The 23145-nt window shown below is 66.1% G+C and carries 16 protein-coding genes; 2 read left to right on the plus strand and 14 right to left on the minus strand.

Features of this window, described 5'->3' with window-relative positions; genetic code table 11:
- Window positions 1–57 precede the first annotated feature (57 nt).
- The 14 genes from L540_RS12680 to L540_RS12745 form a co-directional block, all read right to left on the minus strand.
- On the minus strand, window positions 58–1293 hold the full coding sequence (locus tag L540_RS12680) for a Zn-dependent hydrolase (RefSeq protein WP_043211699.1): 1236 nt from the start codon (window positions 1291–1293) through the stop codon (window positions 58–60).
- A 24-nt stretch (window positions 1294–1317) separates the two neighbouring features.
- Window positions 1318–3015 (minus strand): thiamine pyrophosphate-binding protein, encoded by a 1698-nt coding sequence (locus L540_RS12685; RefSeq protein ID WP_043211701.1) that lies wholly within the window; start codon window positions 3013–3015, stop codon window positions 1318–1320.
- On the minus strand, window positions 3012–3902 hold the full coding sequence (locus L540_RS12690) for an HpcH/HpaI aldolase/citrate lyase family protein (protein WP_043211702.1): 891 nt from the start codon (window positions 3900–3902) through the stop codon (window positions 3012–3014). Before L540_RS12690 ends, L540_RS12685 begins: the two co-directional genes overlap by 4 nt.
- A complete protein-coding gene (locus L540_RS12695) occupies window positions 3899–5182 on the minus strand; it encodes a TRAP transporter large permease (RefSeq protein WP_043211705.1) in 1284 nt (427 codons plus the stop codon). Before L540_RS12695 ends, L540_RS12690 begins: the two co-directional genes overlap by 4 nt.
- A gap of 4 nt (window positions 5183–5186) precedes the next feature.
- Window positions 5187–5660, minus strand: coding sequence for a TRAP transporter small permease (locus L540_RS12700; RefSeq protein WP_043211708.1), 474 nt, complete (start codon window positions 5658–5660; stop codon window positions 5187–5189).
- A 2-nt stretch (window positions 5661–5662) separates the two neighbouring features.
- Window positions 5663–6649 (minus strand): TRAP transporter substrate-binding protein, encoded by a 987-nt coding sequence (locus L540_RS12705; protein WP_043211710.1) that lies wholly within the window; start codon window positions 6647–6649, stop codon window positions 5663–5665.
- Between the two features lie 140 nt (window positions 6650–6789).
- Window positions 6790–7515: a FadR/GntR family transcriptional regulator gene (locus L540_RS12710; protein WP_043211711.1), complete on the minus strand. Its 726-nt coding sequence runs from the start codon at window positions 7513–7515 to the stop codon at window positions 6790–6792.
- A 98-nt stretch (window positions 7516–7613) separates the two neighbouring features.
- Window positions 7614–7991: a DUF488 domain-containing protein gene (locus L540_RS12715; protein ID WP_043211713.1), complete on the minus strand. Its 378-nt coding sequence runs from the start codon at window positions 7989–7991 to the stop codon at window positions 7614–7616.
- 76 nt (window positions 7992–8067) lie between these two features.
- Window positions 8068–9768, minus strand: coding sequence for an aspartate:alanine exchanger family transporter (locus tag L540_RS12720; protein WP_043211715.1), 1701 nt, complete (start codon window positions 9766–9768; stop codon window positions 8068–8070).
- A gap of 83 nt (window positions 9769–9851) precedes the next feature.
- Window positions 9852–11231 (minus strand): glutamate decarboxylase, encoded by a 1380-nt coding sequence (locus L540_RS12725; protein ID WP_043211717.1) that lies wholly within the window; start codon window positions 11229–11231, stop codon window positions 9852–9854.
- A 409-nt stretch (window positions 11232–11640) separates the two neighbouring features.
- A complete protein-coding gene (locus L540_RS12730; RefSeq protein WP_043211719.1) occupies window positions 11641–13338 on the minus strand; it encodes an MFS transporter in 1698 nt (565 codons plus the stop codon).
- Between the two features lie 125 nt (window positions 13339–13463).
- The gene (locus tag L540_RS12735; protein ID WP_043211722.1) at window positions 13464–17123 is read right to left on the minus strand and encodes an ATP-binding protein; all 3660 of its coding nucleotides are present in this window, start codon (window positions 17121–17123) and stop codon (window positions 13464–13466) included.
- Window positions 17124–17127: 4 nt separating this feature from the next.
- Complete coding sequence (bvgA, locus tag L540_RS12740; RefSeq protein WP_029580888.1) at window positions 17128–17751, minus strand: virulence response regulator transcription factor BvgA; 624 nt, start codon at window positions 17749–17751, stop codon at window positions 17128–17130.
- 438 nt (window positions 17752–18189) lie between these two features.
- Window positions 18190–19389: an EAL domain-containing response regulator gene (locus L540_RS12745; RefSeq protein ID WP_043211725.1), complete on the minus strand. Its 1200-nt coding sequence runs from the start codon at window positions 19387–19389 to the stop codon at window positions 18190–18192.
- A 636-nt stretch (window positions 19390–20025) separates the two neighbouring features.
- On the opposite strand from L540_RS12745, the gene L540_RS12750 reads away from it, so the two are divergent.
- Both L540_RS12750 and L540_RS12755 read left to right on the plus strand, forming a co-directional pair.
- Window positions 20026–21303, plus strand: coding sequence for a M20/M25/M40 family metallo-hydrolase (locus tag L540_RS12750; protein ID WP_043211727.1), 1278 nt, complete (start codon window positions 20026–20028; stop codon window positions 21301–21303).
- 254 nt (window positions 21304–21557) lie between these two features.
- Complete coding sequence (locus L540_RS12755) at window positions 21558–23099, plus strand: TerC family protein (RefSeq protein WP_043211729.1); 1542 nt, start codon at window positions 21558–21560, stop codon at window positions 23097–23099.
- The last annotated feature ends 46 nt before the right edge of the window (window positions 23100–23145 follow it).

The raw sequence follows: 23145 nt of genomic DNA on the forward strand, positions 1-23145 counted from the left end.
GGAATGCGGGTTGAAAGCCCGGGCCGTGGCGGCCCGGGCCTTGGGGGGCGCGCAACGTCAGGCGTTGGCGCGCGCCAGCATGGCATCGAGCAGGACGTTGGCGCCGGCCTCCAGGTCGGCGGGCTTGGCGTCCTCGATTTCGTTGTGGCTCACGCCGTCCTTGCAGGGCACGAAGATCATGGCCGTGGGCGTGACGCTGGCCATGTAGACGGCGTCGTGGCCGGCGCCGGTGACAATGTCCATGGCCGGCAGTCCGCGGCGCTGCGCGCCCTCGCGGACCCAGTTCACCAGTTCGGGGGCGAAGGGCGTCGGGGGGAAATACTGCACCGGGCGCACCTCGATTTGCACGCCGTGCTCGCGCGCCACCTCGGCGGCGCGGGCCTGCCACTGCCGGTCCATCTCGGCCAGGGTGGCCTCGTCTTCGTGACGCAGGTCCACCGTCAGGCGCACCTGGCCCGGAATGACGTTGCGCGAGCCCGGATGGGCGTGGATCTCGCCCACGGTGCCGCGGCCATGCGGGGCGTTGGCGCGCGCCAGCTCGACCACCGTCTGCAGCAGAAAGCTGGCGGCGTACAGCGCGTCCTTGCGGATGGGCATGGGCGTGGGGCCGGCATGCATTTCCATGCCGGTCACCGTGACGTCATACCAGCGCACGCCCAGCGAGCCGGTGACCACGCCCACCGTCTTGGCCTCGTGTTCGAGGATGGGGCCTTGCTCGATGTGCGCCTCGAAATAGGCGCCCACCGGCCGGCCGCCGACCGGATCCTCGCCGGCATAGCCGATGGCGCGCAATTCCTCGGCCACCGACTTGCCTTCGGCGTCGCGCGCCGACAGGGCCGTCTGCAGCGGGAACTTGCCCGCGAAGACGCCGGAACCCATCATGACGGGCAGAAAGCGCGAGCCCTCCTCATTGGTCCAGATGGCCACCTCCAGCGGCGCGCGGGTCTGCACGCCGTGGTCGTTGAGGGTGCGCATGACCTCCAGGCCCGCCATCACGCCATAGCAGCCGTCGAACTTGCCGCCCGTGGGCTGGGTGTCGATATGGCTGCCGGTCATGACCGGCGGCAGACTGTCGTCCAGGCCGGCGCGGCGGGCGAAGATATTGCCCACCTGGTCCACGCGCACGCTCAGGCCGGCGTCGCGCATCCAGCCGGTGACCAGGTCGCGGCCCTGGCCGTCCAGCGCGGTGAGCGCCAGGCGGCAATTGCCGCCCTTGGGCGTGGCGCCGATGCGAGCCAGGTCCATGAGCGACTGCCACAGACGGTTGCCGTTGACGGAGAGAGGGGTAGTCATGATGCGATTCCTAACTGATGCGGGTTACTGCTGACGTGCCAGGGCGGCGGCGCGGATGCCGCTGAGCGTCTGCCCCGGCGCGATGCCGTCGGCGTCATAGCGGATCTCCAGCAGCGCCGGCAGGCGCTGGCTGTCGGCGAAGGCCAGGGCGCGTTCGAGCGCCGGCGCGAAATCCTCGCTGCGCTCGACGGCTTCGCCATGGCCGCCGTAGCCGCGGATGATCTGGGTGAAGTCCGGGTTCTCGAAGGTCAGCGCGATGGTGCGCGCCGGGAAGTCTCTTTCCTGGTGGGCGCGGATGGTGCCCCACATGCCGTTGTTGAACACCAGCACGACGATGCCGACGCGGTATTGCAGCGCCACGCCGAGTTCCTGGAGATTCATCTGGAAACAGCCATCGCCGGCGTAGCAGACCACGGTGCGTCCGGGGTTTTCCAGCTTGGCCGAGATGGCCGCGGGCAGGCCGTAGCCCATGGAGCCCACGGTGGGCGCCAGGCTGGTGCCCGGGCCCGTGAAGCGGCGGTAGCGGTGGGGATAGAGCGCGTAGTTGCCGGCGCCCACGGTGACGCAGGCATCGGCCGGAAGGCGCGCATCCACGCAGGCGGCCGCTTCATCCAGGCTCAGGGGCCCGGGCGAGGGCAGGGGCCGGGTGCTGTCCAGATAATCCTGGCGGGCCTGCACGACGTGCGCGGCGCGCGAGACCTGGTGGCCCGGGCGCAGCGAGGCGGCGGCCTCGGCAAAGCTCGCCACGTCGGCCACGATGCCCTGGGTGGGCGCGAATACGCGGCCCAGCTCGCAGGGATCCGGATAAACATGGATGAGTTTCGGGCGCGGCATCGGGCTTTCGATGACCGTATAGCCTTCGGTGGTCGCCTCGCCCATGCGGGTGCCCACGGCCAGCACGAGGTCGGCCTGGCTCAGGCGCTCGCGCAGGGCGGGCGTCATGCCCCAGCCCACGTGGCCGGCGGCGTTGGCATGGCGCTGGTCAAAGCATTCGAGGCGGCGCCAGGCCGTGCCCACGGGCAGCTCGAAGCGTTCCGCGAAACCGGCGATCTGTTCGATGGCGGTGTGGGTCCAGCCGGATCCGCCCAGCAGCAGGAAGGGGCGCTCGGCCACGTCCAGCAGAGCCGTCATGCGGGCCAGGTCGGCCGCGCCGGGGTGGCTGCGGCTGCGCTGGTAGCGCGGCATGTCGGCCACGGCGGCGCGGCCCCACAGCGTGTCTTCGGGCAAGGCCAGCACCACGGGGCCGGGCCGTCCGCTGGTGGCCACGGCGTAGGCGCGGGCGATGAATTCCGGGATGCGGTCGGTGCGGTCGATCTGGGCCACCCACTTGGCCATCTGGCCGAACATGCGGCGGTAGTCGATTTCCTGGAAGGCTTCGCGCTCGTAGAAGTCGTTGCCCACCTGGCCCACGAACAGAATCATGGGCGTGGAGTCCTGGAAGGCCGTATGCACGCCGATGCTGGCATTGGTGGCGCCGGGGCCGCGGGTCACGAAGCAGATGCCCGGCTCGCCGGTGAGCTTGCCATAGGCTTCGGCCATATAGGCCGCGCCGCTTTCCTGGCGGCAGACGATGGGTTCGATGGCGTCCTTGTGCTCATTGAGCGCATCGATGCAGGGCAGATAACTCTCGCCGGGGATCATGAAAATGCGGCGCGCGCCATGAATGCGCAGCTGCTGCATCAGGATCTGGCCGCCGTTGCGTTCGACGAGGGGCTGGCTCATGCGTGTACTCCTTGGGCTGCATTGGCCCATTGTTCGAATTCGGCGTGGCGTGCGAGCAGGCGCCGGGCCGTGTTGTAGAGGGGGGGATCGACCGGGCTGGGCTGGCCGGCGGCCAGGTCGGCCTCGCGCCGGCCGACGAGTTCCCGCGCCCGGGCGACGTCGTCGGGCTGCGGCGTGAAGACCGCATGGATCTGACTGACCTGCTCCGGGAAGGTCGCGCACTTGGACTTCAGGCCAAGCCGGCGCGCCCAGCGCAGGTCCGCCTCGAGCGCCTGGGCGTCGCGGAAATTGAACGGGCAGTCGATGGGCAGGCAGCCCGCCGCCGTGCAGTCGACCAGGAAGCGCGCGCGCACCGCGTGCAGCTCCAGGCCGTCGGGAGCGCGTTCGGCCCCCAGGCTGGCGCTCAGGTCTTCGGCGGCCAGCAGGCAGGCCGAGACGCGCGGGCTGGCCGTCAGGATGTCGTAGGCGCGCACCAGCCCCAACGCGGACTCCAGCGTGGGGATGATCTCGGTGCGGCCGGCGGGCAGGCCCAGGGCCTGTTCGCGCGCCGTGATGGCGGCGTCCAGCGCGGCGATCTGCGCGGCGCTTTCGGCATGGGGCAGGAAGATGGCGTCGGGCGCGCCGGGCATCACGCCGTCCAGGTCGGCCAGGCCATCGGCGTCGAGCTTGTTGATGCGCACCGCGGCGACCACCCGGCGCTCGCGGCATTCGCGCATCAGCGCCACGATGCGCAGGCGGGCCGCCGGCCGGTCCTCGGGACGGGTGAACTCTTCCAGGTCGGCCACCAGGGCGTCGGCCCCGCCGTCCAGCCCGGCCAATTGGGCCCGGGCATCCAGGCCCGGGACGAACATCCAGCTGCGGCGCAGCGCAATGGGTCGCAGCGTCATTGCACATGCCTCGGCAGGAAGAGCACCAGCTCGGGCACGAAGGTCAGCAGCAGCATGACGGCCGTCATGGCGAGCATCATCCAGGACAGCGGACGCAGGGTCTGCATCATGTTGATCCCGCCTATCTTGCAGGCCGCCATGAGATCCACGCCCACCGGAGGCGTGTTGGCGCCGATGGCCATGTTGATCGACAGCAGGATGCCGAAGTGCACCGGATCGATGTTGTAGTGGGCCAGCACGGGCATGACGACGGGGGCCACGATGATGATGACCGGAATGGCTTCCATGAACGTGCCCAGCGCCAGCAGCACCACGGTCAGCACCAGCAGCACGGCGACCTTGCTGTCGGTCCAGTCGACCAGCAGCTGCGACAGGGCCTGAGGCACCTGTTCGGCGATCAGCACCCAGGCGAACAGGCCCGAGGCGCCGATGATGAGCAGGATGGAGGCGCTGCCTTCGCCAGTGGATTTCAGGCTTTCCCAGAGCGACTTCAGCGTCAGCGTGCGGTACCAGAAGAAACCGATCAGCAGCGCATAGACGATGGCGCTGGAGGCGGCTTCGGTCGCGGTGAACAGGCCGAAGCGGATGCCGCCGATGATGAGCACCGGCACCATCAGGGCGGGAATGGCGTCGATCAGGGCGGCGCGCAACTCGCCCCAGCTGAAGGGCTGGCCGCCGGCCCAATTGTGCTTGCGCGCCTGCCAGATGGCCACGCCGATCAGCGACAGGCCCAGGAGCAGGCCGGGCACGATGCCGGCCAGGAAGAGCTTGCCCACCGAGGTGTCGGTGATCGTGCCATAGACGATGAGCACGATGCTGGGCGGGATGATGGTCGAGGTGGCGCCGGCGCTGCCGACGAGCGCGCAGCTAAAGCCCTTGTCGTAGCCGCTGCGGGCCATGGCCGGCAGCAGCAGGCTGCCGATGGCCACCACGTCGGCCACGCCCGAGCCGGACAGCGCGCCGAACATCAGGCAGGCCAGCACGGCCACCACGGCCAGGCCGCCCTTGATGTCGCCGACGATGGCCGCGCACAGGCGCACGATGCGCTGGGTCAGGCCCGCGCCGTTCATAAGCTGGGCGGCGAGGATGAACAACGGAATGGCCAGCAGCGTGAAGCTGTCCAGGCCGGCGACGTATTGCTGGGCCGCGACCATCATGGGCGCGGCGTCGTAGACGGCCAGATAGGCCAGGCAGGCGAGCACCAGACCGAAGGCGATCGGCATGTCGATCAGCACGGTCAGTGTGAAAACGCCCATGAGAAAAAGGGCACCGGTAGACATCTTGTTATTCCTTTGCGGGCGCGGGCTCGAACAATTGCGCCAGGTGCACGATGACGGTGATCGCGCAGGCGAAGGGCAGGGCGAGATAGACCGCGCCGGCCGACACATCCAGCGCCGGCAGCGTCTGGTCCATGGTCAGGTCGGCCAGTTCCCAGCCGGCATAGCCCAGGACGATGAGACCGACGATGACGAACACCTGGTTCAGGCGCTCGAAGAAATTGAGGACGCGCGGGCTGCGCACCACGAAGGGCAGCAGGCCGGCCATCAGGTGGGAACGTTCGAAACTGCAGGTGACGCCGCCGATGAAGGCGGACCAGACCAGGACCAGGCGGGGCAGTTCCTCGGCCCAGTGGGGAGTGGTGTGCGTGACGAAACGCGAAAAAACCACGTAGCTGATCAGGATCGCCAGCAAGGCCACCGCCAGGGCGGCGACGGCCTTGCTGATGCCCGACAGAATGACGGACAGTCGTTGGAGCATGTTTATTTCGCCTCGCGATACTTCTGGACCAGGCCCATCAACTCGGGGCCGTAGGCGGCGGAATAGGTCTTCCACACGGGCTGGACGGCGGCGGCGAACGGCGTCTTGTCGACCTCGTTGACCTGCATGCCCTTTTCCTTGAGCTGGGCGATGTATTGGGCATCGCTCTCGGTGATCATCTTGCGCTGCTCGTCGCGCCAGTGGTCGGCGGCGGCCTGGACCACTTTGCGGTCATCGGCGGAGATGCGGTTCCAGACCGACTTGGAGACGATCAGGTTGGCCGGGCCCCAGACGTGGCCGGTCAGCGACAGATACTTCTGCACTTCGAAGAAGGACGAGGTGTAGATGATGGACAGCGGGTTCTCCTGCGCATCGAAGACCTTCTGCTGCAGGGCCGAGTACAGTTCGCCGAAGGCCAGCGGGGCCGGGTTGGCGCCCAGGGCGCTGAAGGTGTCCAGGCGCATCTTGTCGGGCGTGACACGGGTCTTCAGGCCGTTCAGGTCGGCCGGCGCGTTGATCGGGCCGCGGTTGTTGGTCAGATGGCGGAAGCCGTTCTCCCACCACGACAGGATGACCAGGTTTTTCTTCTCGGCCAGCTTGGCCAGCGCCGCGCCCAGCTCGCCGTCATAGGCGCGATAGGCCTGGGCCGCGGTGTTCCAGGTGTAGGGCAGCTCGACGATGCCGAACTTGGGCTCGATGGGCTGCAGCGAACCCGAACCGATGATGGCCGCGCCCTGGCTGCCGATTTGCAGGCCTTCGAGCATGGTCTTCTCATTGCCCAGCTGGCCGCTCGGGAAGAGGATGAAGTTCACGCGGCCATGGGTCTTTTCCTTGACCTCGGCGGCAAAGCCTTCGGCGGCCTTGTTCCAGCTATGGCTGGGCGCGAGCACATGGCCGAGCTTGACATCCAGGGCGTGGGCGGCGGGGATGGCCGCCAGCGCCAGGCCGGCGCCGGCCACGAGAGAACGGAAGATACGGGTTAGCTGCATGTTTCACCTTGGAATGTTGTGGCGGGTCCCCGCGAGGGGCCGTGCCGTCGGCCGGAACCGCCGGCGCAAACGGGCCCCGGCGCCTTTGTTGGCGCCTGTCGGGCAATACGGAAAAACGGTGGGAGAGGGTCAGTCTGTCGTCATCGGATGGGCCCGCTGCCGAAGTCTTCGCGCAGACGCGCCAGGATGCCGACCAGATGGTCGTGCATGGCGTGGCGGGCGCGGATGGGGTCACGCTCGGTGATGGCCTCGAGGATGCGCTCGTGCTCGTCGCGCGCGGCGCTCCAGACCCGGGTCGTCACGAAATGGGTTTCCAGGCGGCTGAAGACCGGGCTGATGGTGCTCAGATGCCAGATATGCGAGATGGCGGCGGCCAGGGCGGCGTTGCCGCAGGCCGCGGCGATCGCGCCGTGAAACGCCTGGTCATGCAGGCTGGGGCTTTCGGTCAGCGACATGGCCTCATGGGCGGCGCGGATGGCGGCGATCTGGGCGGCCGAGGCTTTCTGGGCGGCCAGCGCCGCGCACTCGGGCTCCAGCAGCAGCCGGGTATCCAGCAGGTCGAAGGGGCCGATGTCGGTGCGCTCGGCGCCGTGGGAGGCGGACTGCGCGCTGCCGTACTGGCCGTCCTCGCGCGGGGCGCAGACGAAAACCCCCGTGCCCACGCGGACCTCCACATAGCCTTCGATTTCCAGCGCGATCAAGGCTTCGCGCACCGAGGCGCGGCTGACCTGCAACTGTTCGGCCAGGTCGCGCTCGGCGGGCAGCCGGCCGCCAGCGGCGAAGTCGCCCGCGCGTATGCGGCTGGCGATCTGGTCGGCAATCATGCGATAGAGGCGGGTGGGAGCAACCGCTTGGAAAATAGCCATTCTGTCTGGGTATCCGGTGGCCGAGTGGTCAGGCCACTGGACTATACCGGACTGCCGGCCGTAAAAAAATCATCAAGAACAGGATCTAGGGAAAACCACTAGGCGCGCTTGAGCTGGTCCCGCAGGACTTCGAACAGCACCTCGGCGTTGCTGTGTTCGCCGTCGCGCGAGGCATAGACCAGGGTCAGGCGCCGGCCGGCGGCGGCCTGGAGCAGGGCCTGCATCCCCGCCTGCTGCTCGGCCTGGGCCAGTTCGTGCCGGTAGGCCTTGCGGAAGTCGCCCCAGAGGGCGGGGTCATGGCAATAGGCCTTGCGCGCGGCTTCGCTGGGCGCGAGCGACTTGGCCCACTCGTCCAGCTTGAGCGTGTCCTTGGAGCGGCCCCGTGGCCAAAGACGGTCGACCAGGACACGGTATCCGTCCTCGGGCGCCGCGGCCTCGTAGGCGCGCTTCATGACGATGTCCTTGGGCTTGCGCATGGCTGTCTCCTGCCGGAATGAAAAAGGGCGGACCCGTCGGGTCCGCCCTGAGCAGGGCCTGCCTGGGCCCGGGATGTCAGTGTGCCAGCATCATGGCGAAGTAGCCAAACACCGTGAGCAGCACGCCCGAGACCGCGTAGCCCACCGGGAAGCCCAGCCAGGGAACGCTGGAGCCGACTTCCTTGGCGGCTTCGCGCGCGGGCCCGGAGTGGCTGCGCGCGCCGGCGGTGGCCCCCATCAGCAGGGCCGGGTTGATCTTCATGATGTGAAAGCCGATGGCCCACACAATGATCGGCGGGATGGTCGAGGCCAGGAAGCCGACGATGAAGATCTTCAGGGCGATGGCGCCAGTGAGCTGGGTGAGCAACTCGGCGCCGGCATTGATGCCCACAATCGCCACGAAGCCGATCAGCCCGAGATCCTCCAGGATGTTGCGCGCGGCGTTTGGCGTATTGCCGAAGAAGCGCAGGCGCGACGAAATGGAGGACACGATGATGCCCGACAGCAGCAGACCGCCGGCATTGCCCAGGCCCACGGCGGCGCCGAAGGCCGGTACCTCGATCAGGCCGATCAGGAAGCCCAGGATCATGCCGGCCGACAGGGTCAGCAGGTCGGTGGCCGAGCTGTGCCGCGCGATCACGCCGAAGATCTGGCCCGCCTTGTCCACAGCCGTCTGCAGGCCGGTGACAAAGAGCACATCGCGCTTTTGCAGCTTGGTTTCCAGGCCCATGGGGATGGGCACGCCGCCGCGCTCGATGCGCTGCAGCTGGATCTGGCCGGCCAGCGGATGGCTGCGGAACTCCTTGAGCGGGATGTTCATGGTTTCCTTGTTCATCACCAGGATCTCAGCTTGATCCAGCGGGATGTTCAAGGCCTTGGCATCCGGCACTTCGGGGCCGATCACGCCCATGTTCGCGGTCATGGACTCCAGATTGCCGCCCAGGGCCACCACGTCGTCTTTCTGCAGCACGGTCTTCTCGTCGGCGCCCAGCAGCTGGCCGCCGCGCTCCACGTTGACGACCTGGTACTCCGGAAAGCGGGCGCGGAACTCCTTGATGGTCTTGCCCACGGGGGCATCGTTGACCACCCGGTAGGCGCGCACGTCGAAAGGATGGAAGGCGGTGATGCCGGCGTCATCGACGTTGGGCACGCCATGTTCTTTTTCGAACTGCAGCGCGGCTTCCTTGGCGTTCACGCCCCAGATGCGAGGCAGGTATTTGCACAACAGGATGATGCCGACCGTGCCCCAGATATAGGTGATGCCATAGGACAGGGCAATCATGGCATCGACCTGTTCCTTGGTCATGCCCTCATGGAGCGCCAGCGTGCCCGAGGAGATGGCCTGTTCGGCCGAGCCGATGGCCGCCGACATGGTCTGCGAGCCCGCCAGCATGCCGCCGGCCGCGCCCTGGGGCAGGCCGAAGAACTGCGCGCCGAGGACCACGATGGCCAGGCCCAGCACGGGGGCGATGATGGCCAGGATGGCGTAGTTGATGGAGTCCTTGTTCAGGGCATTGATGAAGGACGGACCCACGCGCAGGCCGACCCCATACATGAACAGGTAGTAAAGCAGCGATTTGGCGAAGTCATCGAGGTGGAACTTCACGCCGAAGCTTGCGCCGAGCGTGGCCAGCAGGCATCCCACCACGATGGCCGCGGCCACCGAACCCAGGCCGTAGCCCTTGATGCTGAACTTGCCCACCCAGACCGACAAGCCGATGGTCAGAAAGAGCAGGATATACGGATTGTCCGCGAGAAACTGCATTGCTGAGTGCATAGGGCGCTCCAGGTAGCATCCAAGCCAACGGCAACGCGCGCCAGTGGCGCGCGTTGCGCATCATGCAAACAACACGGCCGGCATCAGCACTTGGCCGCTGTCGACTTTTCGTCCGCATGGCCATGCAGCTTCGGCGGCGTGGCGGTGCCGCCATGCTGCTCCAGCCACTTGCATGCGTTGATGATGTCGTCGGCCAGCTTCATCGACACGTTGTGATTGATGTGCGGACGCACCACCACGCGCAGACTGTTGACCGATTCGGCGTTGGGCGGCATCTGGTAAGCCGACAGCACCCAGCCCTTTTCGCGCACCTTGTTCGAGACATCGAACTCGCTGAACTTCTTCACCTTCTTGTCCAGCGTCACGGCCACGACCGGGATGCGCTGGGTGTCGTTCATGATGGTGAAGTAGCCGCTGTCGACCAGGCGCTGGCGCAGGGCCACGGCATTGTCCAGCGTACGCTGCATGATGCGCTTATAGCCTTCGAAGCCCAGGCGCAGGAACTGGTAGTACTGCACCGCGACCTGCATGGAGTTGCGGCTGAAGTTCAGCGTTGCGGTCGGCATTTCACCGCCCAGGTAGTTGACGTAGAACACCAGGTCTTCATTGAAGATCTTGCGCTCGCGGAACACCACCCATCCCAGGCCCGGGGGCGTCAGGCCGTATTTGTGGCCGGACGCATTGATGGACTGCACGCGCGGCAGGCGGAAGTCCCACTTGTAGTCAGGGTAGAGGAAGGGGTTGACGAAGCCGCCCGAGGCGCCGTCGATGTGCATCGGGATGGAGATGCCCGTCTTCTTCTCGTAGGCGTCGAGCCAGTCATGGATGCCCTGGATGTCGTCATCCTCGCCGGTGAAGGTCTGGCCGGCGATGGCCACCACGGCGATGGTGTTCTCGTCGACGTATTTGTCCAGTTCTTCGGCGGTCAGGGTGTACTGGCCGGGCTTGAGCGGCACGATGCGCGGTTCGACATCGAAGTAGCGCAGGAATTTCTTCCATACGATCTGCACATTGCCGCCGGTCACCATATTGGGGCGCGAAGCGTCCTTGCCTTCCTTCTGGCGGCGCTGGCGCCAATTCCATTTGTGGGCCAGGCCCGCCAGCATGCACGCCTCGGACGAGCCGACGGTGGCCGTGCCATAGGGTTCGACGCCCTTGGGGCCGTTCCACAGCTCGTGCAGCCATTTGACCATGCGCGTTTCCATGGCGAACAGCTGCGGATACATGTCATGGTCGATGTAGTTCTTGAACATGTTCTGGTGCGCCACCGACCGGGCCTCGGGCTCGGCATAGGTGGTCACGAAAGACGACATGTTCAGCATCGGGTTGGTGTCGGTCCACTCGTCGCTGAGGACCAGGGCCTGGGCCGCCCGCGAGCTCATCCCCATCTTGGGGAAATGGTCCTCGGGGACTTCGAAATTGAACTGGTCATACGGGGTCAAGAGATCAGGGGATTGGCTCATGCTCGATTCTCCGAAAAGACACACGCTCTACGATTTGGGGCTGCCTGGCCTGAGCCACGGCAGAAATTCCTGGTCACGTCCGAGGAGGACAGGCCAGGGCCAGGCTTGAAAAGGCTTAGTTGCGAAGACAGAGGGCGGGGATGGCAGGCGGCGGCGCGGCCGAGGCGCCGTAGGGGGCAAGGCAGAACAAGGCAAGCGCGCTGACTTTCATAGGGTAGTGCTCACATAAACAATTTATGCAAACCGCTGCCCTTGATCCGGGCAACGGGCCCCAATGACTTGCGTTTTTCCTGCGGTGGCGCGGTGACGGGCATCGCGCCGGGTACCGTTGCGGTACCAATTTATTGATGATGCCTGATGTTCGAAATGATAACAACTGTGCCGCGTTTTTGTTACGACTTTTGCAATGTCAGTCGCCGGCCTGCCCGTCCGGGTCGGCTGGCGTAAGAGCCTCCGCCCGGCTGCGGATGGCCAGATAGCTTACGCCCTGGCTGACCTGCGGCGGATGGGGACCCTGATGATAGGCCTCCACGGCCTCCAGCACCATTTTGTCGGCCAGCGTCATGCGGTCCATCATGCGCAAGTATTGCAGCCAATTATCCACGACAAACACCTCGGTCCAGCGCGACAGATCATTCAGGTCGCGGAACATCTGCCATTGATCGGCGCCATTGCGCATGCGCATGCGGCGCAGCGGCCGCAGGCTGCTCAGAAAGCCCGGCTGGCGCGCTTCTTCAATGATGTAGTGCACATTGATGATGATGGCGCCGCGCTCCGGGTCGAAATCCTGCTTGCCGGGCGACTGGGACGCCAGCGGCCAGGCCGCCAGGTCCTGGGTTTCGTTCAGGCTGGGCAGATGGGAGCGGAAAAACAGCAGCGCCGTGAAGGTCAGCGTGATGCCGGCCGCGGCGAGACTGCCCTTGACCCCCAGTGTCTCGGTGAAATGCCCCCAGGCGAAGGAACCCAGCGCCAGCCCGCCGAACATCGACATCTGGTAGAGCGCCAGGGCGCGCGCCTTGACCCAGTCGGGCACCAGGACCTGAATGGACGTGTTGTAGGTGGCCAGCACCGCGATCCAGCAGCTGCCGGCCACCAGCAGGGCGGGAAAGAGCAGCGCCAGGCTGTCCACGGTGCCCAGCAGCAGCAGGCAGACCGACATCAGGAAAGCGCCGGCGCTGATCAGGCGGCCGGTGCCCAGGCGGCGCTGGGCCGCGCTGATCCAGAAACTGCCGCCGATGGCCCCCAGGCCCAGGGCGCCCAGCATATAGCCGTAGAGCGAGGCGCTGCCGGAGGCGTGGGCGTGGGCCAGCAGCGGCAGCAGGGCCCATAGGGCGCTGGCCGAGATGCCGAAGCTGAAAGAGCGCAGCATGACCAGGCGGGTGACGCTGGAGTATTCGGTAAAGCGCAGGGCGGCGACCACGCCTTCCAGGATGCGTTCGGGCGGCAGCGTGCGCTTGGGCAGCTCGCGGCGCCAGCTCCAGATGGCCCACATCAGGGCGCCGTAGCAGGCGCAATTGAAGAGGAAGACCCAGGGCGCGCCGAAGACGGCCAGCATCAGGCCGCCCAGGGCGGGGCCCAGGGCGCGGGCCACGTTGAAGTTCACGGAATTGAGCAGGATGGCCCGGCCCACTTCGGGCTTGGGGACCTGTTCGCCCACGGCGGCCTGCCAGGCCGGCGTGACGATGGCGCTGCCGACCGACACGAAGAACACGGCGATGATGAGGCTGAAGGGGTGCAGCATGCCCATGAAAGCCAGGGTCGTGATGACCAGGCCCATGATCAGTTCCAGCCCCATGCCCACCAGCATGACCTTGCGCCTGTCGTAGTTGTCGGCGAGCACGCCGGTCACGATGGACAGCAGCACCAGGGGCACGGCCGCGGCCACCTGGATCATGGCCACGACCACGGGGCTGCTTTGCTGGGTGGTCACGATCCAGGCCGCGGCCACGGATTGCGCCCAGACGCCCAGGTTGGCGAACAGATTGGCGATCCATATGGTGCGGAAAGCCTCCCGCCGCAGGGGAGCGAGCACGCCAGCCGAGGCGGGCGCCGTGCTGGGCGTGGTGCCCGGCGGCAGGTCGTTTTGTCCGGAAGGCGGTTGCAACATGGGGGAGGAAGTCTCCTGCCGCGGCGGCCCATGGGGCCCGTAGGTATGAGATTCCCCCGCCGCCCGAGCGCCTGTCAAGTCAAGCCGCAAGGCAGGCGCGCAAAGCGCGGCCAGCATGCCCCGTCTCATTGCCGGCCGGCCAGCCAGGCTTGCAAGTCGGCTTCCAGGGCGTGCAGCGCCTGGACCAGGGCTTCGACGGCCGGCGCCGTGTCATCCTGGCCGCCGCGGGCGGCGGCTTCCAGGGCTTGCGCCTGGGCGACGGCCTGGTCGGCCGCCACCACGCGCGCGCCGCCGGCGATGCGGTGGGCCAGGTCGGCCACGGCCGTCTGGTCCCGGGCCTCGGCCGCCTGCATCAGGGCGGCGATGTCCTGACGGTTGGTCTTGAGCAGTTCTTCGGCGATGCGGCGCGTCATGACGGCATCGCCCTGGGTCAGGTCGAGCAGGCCCTGGGGCCGGAAGGTCGTGGGCGAGAAGGGCATGGCAGGGCGCTCGGCCTTGCGGACGGCCAGGGGATGCAGCCGCTGTTTGAGGGTGTCGATGTCCAGGGGCTTGAAGAGGCAGCCATCCATGCCCGCCGCTTCGCAGCGCGCGAATTCTTCGGCCTGCGCCGAGGCCGTGATGGCGTAGATGGCGATGGGTGGGCGCTGTTCCTCGCCCTCGATGCGGCGGATCTCGCGCGCCACTTCGTAGCCGCTCATGCCGGGCATATTGCAGTCGGTGAGCACAACGTCCAGGGCGTGCTGGCGCCACAGCGCCAGGCCCTGCGGGCCATCGGCCGCTTCCAGGACATCGTGGCCGATATAGGCCAGCTGCTGGCTCAGGAGCATGCGGTTGGGCGCGTGGTCATCGATGACCAGGACCCGCAGGCGGGCGGTCGGTGCGTCCTGCTGCGTCTCGGCCTGCATCGAGGAAGTCGCCGCCATGTCCGCCTTGATCAGCGGCGCGCGCAAATGCACGTCGATGCGCGTGCCCTTGCCCGGAATGCTGCTCAGTTCGAGGCTGCCGCCCATGGCTTCGATGATGCGCCGGCTGATGGCCAGCCCCAGGCCGGTGCCGGCCACGCGGTTCTTGTTGGCGCGGGCTTCGTCGTGGACCTGGGTGAAGGGTTCGAACAGCTTGCGCCGGTCCGCCGCGCTGATGCCCGGGCCGCTGTCGTCGACGGCGATCTCGATGTTGACCTGGCCGTCGTCGGCGGCGACGGCGTTCAGCGTAACGGTGACCCCGCCCACTTCGGTGAACTTGAGGGCATTGCTCACCAGGTTGGACACCACCTGTTTCAGGCGCACGGCGTCCAGCGAGACACCCGGCGGAGATGGCGGCGTCATGGACAGTTTCAGGCTCAGGCCGTTTTGCCGCGCCATGCCCTGGAAGACGTTGACCACGCTTTCGAGCAGATGGCGCAGGTCGGTAGGAATCGGCGTCAGTTCGAGCTTATCGGCCTCGATCTTGGAAATATCGAGGATGTCGCCGATCAGGTCGAGCAGCGAGCGCGCCGAGTCGTAGGCGACCTGCAGCGCCTGGCGGTCGGCCTGCTGGTCGGGCGGGCGGCGCAGCACCAGTTCCAGCATGCCGATGATGGCGTTCATCGGGGTGCGGATTTCATGGCTCATGGTCGCCAGGAAAGTGGTCTTGGCGCGGTTGGCGGCGTCGGCCTCTTCCTTGGCGTCATGCAGGTCGCGCAGCAGTTCCATGCGTTCGGTCAGGTCTGTCCAGCCGCCGATCAGGCCGCTGACATGGCCCAGCGAATCGGAATAGGGCATCAGCCAATGGTAGAGATGATGCTTCTCGCCATTGAACTTGACCTCCATGTCCTGGATGACGTGGCTGTTGGCCGTTTCCATGGCGTCCAGATACTGCTGGTGCACGCGCACGGCCTCTTCCGGGTTCTCGGCGTACATGGGGGATTCGGGCAGGGTGCGTCCCGTGACGTCCTCGGCGCTCAGGCCGAAGGTGTCGAGATAGCTGCGGTTGCAGGTCACCATGCGGCCTTGCCGGTCGCGCACGAACACCGGGTTGGGGATGCCGTCGATCAGCACGCGCATGAAGGCGAGCTGGTCGCTCAGGGCGCGCTCGGCCTCGCGGCGTTTGCGTATCTGCCTGCGCAGGTAAAGAATCCAGGCCAGGAATATGACCGCCGAGGCCGCCGCCGCGGCGATGAGCAGATAGATCTCCTGGCGGTAGGCATACCAGGTGTTGATGGTCGGCGGCGACTCGGCGCGCCAGCGGTTCATGAGATAGATGGGCTCGTCGGCCGGCAGCGTCGCCAGCGCCTTGTTGATGATGCCTTGCAGTTCATCCTGGTCGCGCGGGAAGGCGAAGGCCAGCCGCGCCGGCATGGTATCCAGCGCGGTGACGATGCGCAGCTCGTCGCGGAAATAATTGCGCAGGTAGAAATTGGCCGCCACCTGGGTCTGCACGGCGAAGTCCGCCTTGCCGTCGACCACCTTGAGCAGGGCATCATTGGGGCTGGTCGCCGGCACCAGCCGGGCCTGGGGATAGTAGCGGCGCAAGGCATCGGAGGCCGTGCTGCTGGCCACGCTGGCGATGCGCATGCCCGCGAAATCCGCGCCGGCCGCCTGGTTGGGGCCGTCCTGCTTGCCGACCAGCACAAAGGCGGTGCTGAGATAGGGCGTGCTGAAATCCAGCACATCCTCGCGGCTTTCGCTCCAGAACAGGCCCGCGCTCATGTCGGCTTCGTGGTTTTGCAGCGCGGCCTGCATCTCGGCGGTGGAGTCCGCGCCCTCGATGTCGAAACGCAGCCCGGTCAGGCGGCCGATGCGTTGCAGCATATCGATGGACAGCCCGGACAGCGTGGGGCTGTCCTGGCTGTGCATGGAGAAGGGCGGAAAGACATTCAGCGCCCGCACACGCACCACGGGGTGGCGCTGCAGCCAGCGCCGTTCCCGCTCGGTCAGCGCAAGAGGGGGCGGCGCAATGAAGGCGCCGCTGGGCAGGCCCCAGCGGTAGACGGCGTTCTGGCGCCAGATGTCGGGGATGCTGGCTATGGTCTGATCCAGGATGTGGCGCAGCCGGCTGTTGGCGCGCAGCAGCGTATAGACATTGGCCCGCATGCCGAGGTCGTCGCGGCGCTGCACCTGCATATCGCTGAAGATGCCCGCCGTCAGGTAATAGGCCACGGCCAGCGGGTCTCCGAGATAGACATCGGCCTGTCCATAGGCCACGGCGCTCAGGCCCAGCAGCGGGTTGGCATAGCTCGTCCAGCGGATCTGAGGCCCGCCTTGCCGCAGCGCGGCCGGCTGCGAGCGGGGGTTGACGGCGACGCGCAGCGTCTTGAGATCCTGGGGGAGATCGCCCATTTCGCGCCGCGCCACGACCACGGCAGGGTGGCTGATATAGGGCTGGGTGGTGGAAAACCCGTCTCCCATGAGCGTGCCGCCGGCGACATCGTCGACCACGTCGACCTGGCCGTCGCTCAGGGCCCGCAGCGCGCTGTCGCGATCCGGGTAAATGGTCACCACAGGGATCAGGCCGAGATTGTGGCTGATGATCTTGAGGTAGTCCGCATTGAGGCCCTGGAAGCGCTGGCTCTGCGTAAACTGGAAAGGCGCGTAATCGGGCGCATATATGCCTACCCGCAATTCTCTTTGCTGGGCCAGCCACTGCCAGTCCTCGGCGTCCAGGTCGACGGCCAGCTTGGGCGTCTCGGCGGTCGAGCCCTCGGGCAGGCTGCGCCCAGCGGCGGACCCTGCGGCGGGCGCGCAGACCAGAAAGAGGGCGGCGGCCAGGCTGGACAGCAAAAGGCGCCAAGCCAGGGACAGCGGCATGGGATTATCCGAGGTTGTTGCGCTTGGCCATGTCGATCAGCTCGACCAGCGTGGTGGCGTTCAGTTTCTGCAGCAAGCGGGTCTTGTAGGTGCTGATGGTCTTATTGCTCAGGAACATGCTGTCGGCGATGTCCTTATTGGTCAGGCCTTGCGCCAATAACTGAAGCACTGCCAACTCGCGGTTGGACAGCGAAGAAATCATCATTGCGTCGTCTTGATTCTCGACGCCGCGTATATCGGTGAGCGTGGTTTTCGGAAAATAGGTGTAGCCGGCGACCACCGCCTTGGCGGCGTCCACGACTTCCTGCAGGTTGCCATGCTTGGAGACAAAGCCAGCCGCGCCGGCATTCAGACAGCGGCGGGCAAAGAGCGCCGGCTGCTGGCCGGTGAGGATGAGCACATGCATGGGCAGGCCCAGGGCCTGCAGCCGGGTCAGTACTTCCAGGCCATCCAGCTTGGGGATCCCGATATCCAGGATGACCAGGTTGGGCAGCAATTCTCGCGCCATGGTGATGCCGTCCAGACCATTGTCGGTTTCGCCCACAACCTCGAAACCTTCTTTCTCCATCAAACCTTTTACTGCATAGCGGATGACGGGATGATCATCAATAATCAGTAGCTTTTGCATGGCCGTGCGCTGCCTCACAAATCTTCAGTTGTAATGATCGTTATTATGTTTGAAAAGCTGTAGTCAGCCAGAGGTGCTTTTTTCTCGTGGCGGGGATCACATTGAAAGATAAGCATCCAAAGCTACAGGGTCAGCGACAAGTTAGAGCATATTCTGCTTTTTGGATACCACATGTTGCGAGAACACACGTCACGGTGAACCCAATAAAAATCAGGCTAGTTTAAGTATGTGCTCCAAGGGCAAGTCTAGGTTCTCAGACCGACCCTGTTCTTTCCGTCTTATCTGATGAAGCTGTCGGATATAGCGTAGCGAGCAGGTTCCGCCGGGCGAGCCGAGTCAGCCGGTAAGGAATATCGAATAAGACGATATGACCGCGAGCAGGGACAAACCGGGCTGGCGCCGCAGCCGGTTGTTGGAGTAACGCCCAGGTCCGTCCGCTCAGGTGTTGGCGACCATGGGGTTGAAGAGCCAGGATTCGTATTCGGCGCCGGACATGGGGCGCGCATACCAATAGCCTTGGCCCAGGGCGCAGCGCATATCGAGCAAGGCGTTGCGTTGGTCGGGGGTTTCGATGCCCTCGGCCACGACGGTGATCCCCAGGCTTTCGGCCAGGGAGAGCGTGGCGGCGATCACGCTTTCGCTGCGTGCATCGCCAGGAAGGCGTCGGACGAAAGAAGCGTCTATCTTGAGCTGATTGAACGGCAGGTTGCAAAGCCGCTCCATGGAAGAAAACCCGGTCCCGAAGTCGTCGATGGAAACCGTGCAGCCCAGCAGCCTGAGGCGTACCAGGGTTTCAAGCGTGGAGGCCTGCACCGACAGCAGGCCGGTTTCGGTCACTTCGATGGTGAGCGCCGTGGCCGGGAGCGCATGCCGCTCAAGGGCGGCGATGAGATCGGTCGTCAACTGGGCGCTGCCCAACTGGCAGGTTTCGACATTGAGCGCCAGGCTGGCGCCCCGGCCCATCAGCACCGACCGGGCGGTCTGGGCCATGGCCTGGTCGGCCAGCGCCGAGGTCATGCGGTCGAGCGCGTCGCAGTCCTTGACCGCCTCCATGAAGTAACAAGGCGAGAGCAGGCCGCGCTCGGGGTGATCCCAGCGGGCGAGCACTTCGGCGCCGGCCGGCTGCAGGGTGCGCACGTCGAACTTGGGCTGGTAATAGGGAATGAACTCGCCTCGATCCAGGCCGCGGCGGATTTCCTCGGCGCTGGGCGGCGCGTAGTCGGGCGTCTCGGCATTGCCCGGGGCGGCGGCCGAGTCGGTCTCGTAGCGGCGCAGCAGGGACTCCAGGCGGCTGAGCTTGAGGGGCTTGCCCAGGTCGCCCAGCACCTGTATGCCGGACAGGCTGGCCATGTGCAGGATGGCCGCGGTGAGATCGCTGGAGACGTCGCTGCTGAGGATGAGGGATTTGACGAGCGTGCGCTGGCTGGCTTCGCGCAGGAACTGGGTGCCGTCCATGCCCGGGGTGCGGACATCGCAGATCACGATGTCGGCGGCGCCATGCTCCTCGAGCTGCTGGAGCGCCTGCTGGCCCTCCGGCGCCTGCAGGATACGGGTGTACCCGAGCATCTCAAGGGCTCGGATTATGACCAGCCGCTGCACAGGGTGGTCTTCGATCACGAGGACGGCCGGCTGTTTCATGCGAAATAGTGACGATCAATGGTGGCAAAAGCATGAGGAACCGCACCGTGGTGGCGCGGCGCATGCGTTGCTGCCGGCTCTCTCCCGGGCTTGCCTAGGACAGAATCCCTGCGATTTATATCCGTTTTTATATCCGGTTGAGCACAAATTTCCAAGGTCATGTCCCGTATATTGTCGACAACGGGGCTGCGCCTCGTTGGAGGGACCCGACAATGCCATAAGGATAAAGCGGTCGCCCTGCGGCGAATCGAGAAAATATCCAGGCCCGATGCGCGTTAATTACCGATATCGTTGCCTCTGATCTTGAAAACTATCAGATAAATCTTTGGGTGCTATCGGCAATGCTGCGATCCAGGGCTGATCCCATGAAAAGGCTGGCTTGTTTCGCAACGGCGTATTACGTCCTTAACGTCCGCCGCCCGCGAAACTTTAACGTCCGGCGCGGCCCCGGGGCTTGACTTGGCGCTTGTCGCGTCAGACAGTGGGCAGACCCCGGCGCGCGGGGCGGGCCAACCGGCCCGTCTTGCCGTATGCCATGCCGTCCAGGGTATTTGCGCGCCGGCCCGCCCTGGCGCGGCGGGCCGGCGCCAGGGGAAAGCGGCAGTCCAACGTGAGGCGGGCGCAGAGGGGAAAAGCATGGCGAAAGCGGTAAAAGCGGGGTGGCGGCTGGTCTTGGCCGCGGCGCTTCTGGCGGGCGGGTCCGCGATGGCCGAACCGTTGCAGCCGGTCCTGGACGCGGCGAAGGCGCAGGAAGCGGGGCTGTTGGACACCTTGCGCGACCTGGTGAACATCGAATCGGGCAGCCGGGATGTGCATGGCGTCAAGCGGATCGCCGAGCGGGTGGCCGAAGGGCTGCGGGCGCAGGGCGGGCAGGTGCAGGTGCTGCCGCCGGACGAGGTGTTCCGGATGGACGATACCCCCAAGGAAACCGGCCCCATGGTCCAGGCGGTCTTCAAGGGGCGCGGCCAGAAGAAGATCATGCTGATCGCGCACATGGATACGGTGTATCGCGACGGCATGCTCAAGGACCAGCCTTTTCGCATCGACGGCAAGCGCGCCTACGGTCTGGGCATTGCCGACGACAAGCAGGGCGTGGCGCTGATCATCCATGCGCTGGCGCTGCTGCGCGCGCTGGACTACCAGGACTACGGCACGCTGACCGTCCTGGTGAACGGCGATGAGGAAATCAGTTCGCCGGGCGCGCGCGCCACCATCACGCGGCTGGCCGCCGACCAGGACGCGGTGTTCTCTTTCGAGGGCGGCGGCAGCGCCGGCGACCTGCGCCTGGCCACCAGCGGCATCGGCGCGGCCTATCTGACGGTGCAGGGCAAGACATCGCATGCCGGGGCGCGGCCCGAAGGCGGCGTGAACGCGCTCTACGAATTGGCGCATCAGGTCCTGCAGATGAAGGATCTCTCCAAGCCGGAGCAAGGCCTGAAACTGAATTGGACCCTGGCCCAGGCAGGCAGCAATCGCAATGTAATCCCCGGACAGGCCACGGCCCAGGCCGATGCCCGGGCGCTGCGCGTGGCCGACTTTGATGCGCTGCAGCAAGCCATGGAGGAGAAGATACGCAACAAGCTGCTGCCCGAGTCCAAGGTCGAACTCAAGTTCGAAGTGCGCCGTCCGCCGCTGGAGGCCACCGAGGCTTCGCGGGCGCTGGCCCGCCACGGCGTGGCCATTTACCAAGAACTGGGCCTGCCCATGAAAGTGCTGGACCGCGCCACGGGCGGCGGCACCGACGCGGCCTTTGCCCAGCTCAAGGCGCGCGGACCCGTCATCGAGGGCTTCGGCCTGAGCGGCTTCGGCGCGCATTCCAACGACGCCGAGTATGTGGACACGCAAACCATCGTGCCGCGGCTCTACCTGACGGCCAGGATGATCATGGATATTTCGGCGGGCAAGGCGCCATAGCCGTCGGCCTGGTGGAAGTCCGGATTTTGGTATGATTCAGGTTCCTGTCAGATTATCGGGAAGATGGTCGCATGGACCGTCTTCCCCCTCTATGACCGAAGAGCCTCCATCTAGGCGCGGCCCATGCCGCGCCCCTTTGTCCCCTCGCGGACCCCAGCGTTTCATCTTCCGCCGCCCGCCGCGGCTGTTTTCGTTTTGTCATGCGCCCGCGCCTCGCCTTGAGGCGGCGGGCCTTTTTCGTTTGAGGAAAGTCGATGCTGTTTGACTGGATGTCCGACCCCACGGCCTGGGTGGGCCTGGCCACCCTGATCGTGCTGGAGATTGTGCTGGGCATCGATAACCTGGTGTTCATCGCCATCCTGGCCGACAAGCTGCCCGCGCAGCAGCGCAACCGGGCCCGCATGCTGGGCCTGACGCTGGCGCTGCTCATGCGCCTGGGCTTGCTGGCCAGCATTGCCTGGGTGGTGACCTTGACCCAACCGCTGTTCACGGTGCTGGGCGCGGAGATCTCCGGGCGCGATCTCATCTTGATCCTGGGGGGGCTGTTCCTGCTGTTCAAGGGCACGATGGAGTTGCATGAGCGGGTCGAGGGGCGCGCGCACGCGACCGGCGGCCGCCAGCAGTACGCGGTGTTCTGGCAGGTGATCGCCCAGATCGTGGTGCTGGACGCGGTGTTTTCGCTGGACTCCGTCATCACGGCCGTGGGCATGGTGCAGGACCTGAGCATCATGATGACGGCGGTGATCATCGCCATGGCCGTGATGATGCTGGCCAGCCGTCCCTTGATGGCCTTTGTGGGGCGCCACCCGACGGTGGTCATCCTCTGCCTGGGCCTGCTGCTGATGATCGGTTTCAGCCTGGTGGCCGAGGGCCTGGGCTTCGATATCCCGAAGGGTTATCTCTACGCCGCCATCGGTTTTTCCATCCTGATTGAGCTGTTCAACCAGCTGGCGCAGCGCAATCGCCAGCGCGATGAGCATGGCCTGGGACGGCGCGAACGCACGGCGCGCATGGTGCTCAAGCTGCTGCGCGCCGGCGACGGCCATGGCGCGCCGGCCGAGCCGCAGGACGCGGGCGAGGAGGAGGCGGCCTTCGCCCCCGAGGAGAGCAGTCTGATCGAGGGGGTGCTGTCCATGGGGCAGCGCGACCTGCGCAGCATCATGGTGCCGCGCGGCGAGATGGTGTGGCTGGATGTGCGGGACGACGCCCAGACCGTGCTGGACAAGTTTGCCTCGGGCCATTCGCGCCTGCCCCTGTGCGATGGCGACCCGGCCAATGTGGTGGGCGTGCTGCACTTCAAGGACTTGCTGGGCCCCTTGCGCACACCGGGGGCGGTGGATTTGGTCGAGCTGGCCCAGGAGCCGCATTATGTGCCCGAGACGGTGCCGGTAATGAAGCTTCTCGAGGTCATGCGCGAATCGCGCGATCACCTGCTGATCGTGGTCGATGAGCATGGCGTGTGCGAGGGTCTGGTGACGCCCATGGATCTCTTGACCGCGGTGGCCGGCGATCTGCCCGAGCATTCGGGCGAGACCATCACGGGAGCGGCGCGCATGGCCGACGGCTCCTGGCTGCTCGATGGCCGGCTGGCCACGCCGGAAGCCGCGCGCATCATCGGCGCGCCGCAGCTGGGCCAGGACTACGCCGACGACGCCACCTTGGCCGGCTGCGTGCTGCGCGCCGCGGACAGCCTGCCCGAGGTGGGCGTGCGCGTGCGCTGGCGCGACTGGGAGTTCGAGGTCAAGCGTCTGGACGGCCGCCGCATTGCCCAGGTGCAGGCGCGCCAGCTGGCCTGAGGGCCGGCGCGCCGCGCCCCGTACATCAAGTGATTTCTTAGATTTT

The organism is Bordetella pseudohinzii (assembly GCF_000657795.2).
In the GTDB taxonomy this organism is placed as follows: domain Bacteria; phylum Pseudomonadota; class Gammaproteobacteria; order Burkholderiales; family Burkholderiaceae_B; genus Bordetella; species Bordetella pseudohinzii.

Excerpts from the sequence above, each read along its gene's own strand:
- L540_RS12680 (WP_043211699.1), bottom strand. The coding sequence starts at position 1,293 with ATGACTACCCCTCTCTCCGTCAACGGCAACCGTCTGTGGCAGTCGCTC.
- L540_RS12685 (WP_043211701.1), bottom strand. The coding sequence starts at position 3,015 with ATGAGCCAGCCCCTCGTCGAACGCAACGGCGGCCAGATCCTGATGCAG.
- L540_RS12690 (WP_043211702.1), bottom strand. The coding sequence starts at position 3,902 with ATGACGCTGCGACCCATTGCGCTGCGCCGCAGCTGGATGTTCGTCCCG.
- L540_RS12695 (WP_043211705.1), bottom strand. The coding sequence starts at position 5,182 with ATGTCTACCGGTGCCCTTTTTCTCATGGGCGTTTTCACACTGACCGTG.
- L540_RS12700 (WP_043211708.1), bottom strand. The coding sequence starts at position 5,660 with ATGCTCCAACGACTGTCCGTCATTCTGTCGGGCATCAGCAAGGCCGTC.
- L540_RS12705 (WP_043211710.1), bottom strand. The coding sequence starts at position 6,649 with ATGCAGCTAACCCGTATCTTCCGTTCTCTCGTGGCCGGCGCCGGCCTG.
- L540_RS12710 (WP_043211711.1), bottom strand. The coding sequence starts at position 7,515 with ATGGCTATTTTCCAAGCGGTTGCTCCCACCCGCCTCTATCGCATGATT.
- L540_RS12715 (WP_043211713.1), bottom strand. The coding sequence starts at position 7,991 with ATGCGCAAGCCCAAGGACATCGTCATGAAGCGCGCCTACGAGGCCGCG.
- L540_RS12720 (WP_043211715.1), bottom strand. The coding sequence starts at position 9,768 with ATGCACTCAGCAATGCAGTTTCTCGCGGACAATCCGTATATCCTGCTC.
- L540_RS12725 (WP_043211717.1), bottom strand. The coding sequence starts at position 11,231 with ATGAGCCAATCCCCTGATCTCTTGACCCCGTATGACCAGTTCAATTTC.
- L540_RS12730 (WP_043211719.1), bottom strand. The coding sequence starts at position 13,338 with ATGTTGCAACCGCCTTCCGGACAAAACGACCTGCCGCCGGGCACCACG.
- L540_RS12735 (WP_043211722.1), bottom strand. The coding sequence starts at position 17,123 with ATGCCGCTGTCCCTGGCTTGGCGCCTTTTGCTGTCCAGCCTGGCCGCC.
- bvgA (WP_029580888.1), bottom strand. The coding sequence starts at position 17,751 with ATGCAAAAGCTACTGATTATTGATGATCATCCCGTCATCCGCTATGCA.
- L540_RS12745 (WP_043211725.1), bottom strand. The coding sequence starts at position 19,389 with ATGAAACAGCCGGCCGTCCTCGTGATCGAAGACCACCCTGTGCAGCGG.
- L540_RS12750 (WP_043211727.1), top strand. The coding sequence starts at position 20,026 with ATGGCGAAAGCGGTAAAAGCGGGGTGGCGGCTGGTCTTGGCCGCGGCG.
- L540_RS12755 (WP_043211729.1), top strand. The coding sequence starts at position 21,558 with ATGCTGTTTGACTGGATGTCCGACCCCACGGCCTGGGTGGGCCTGGCC.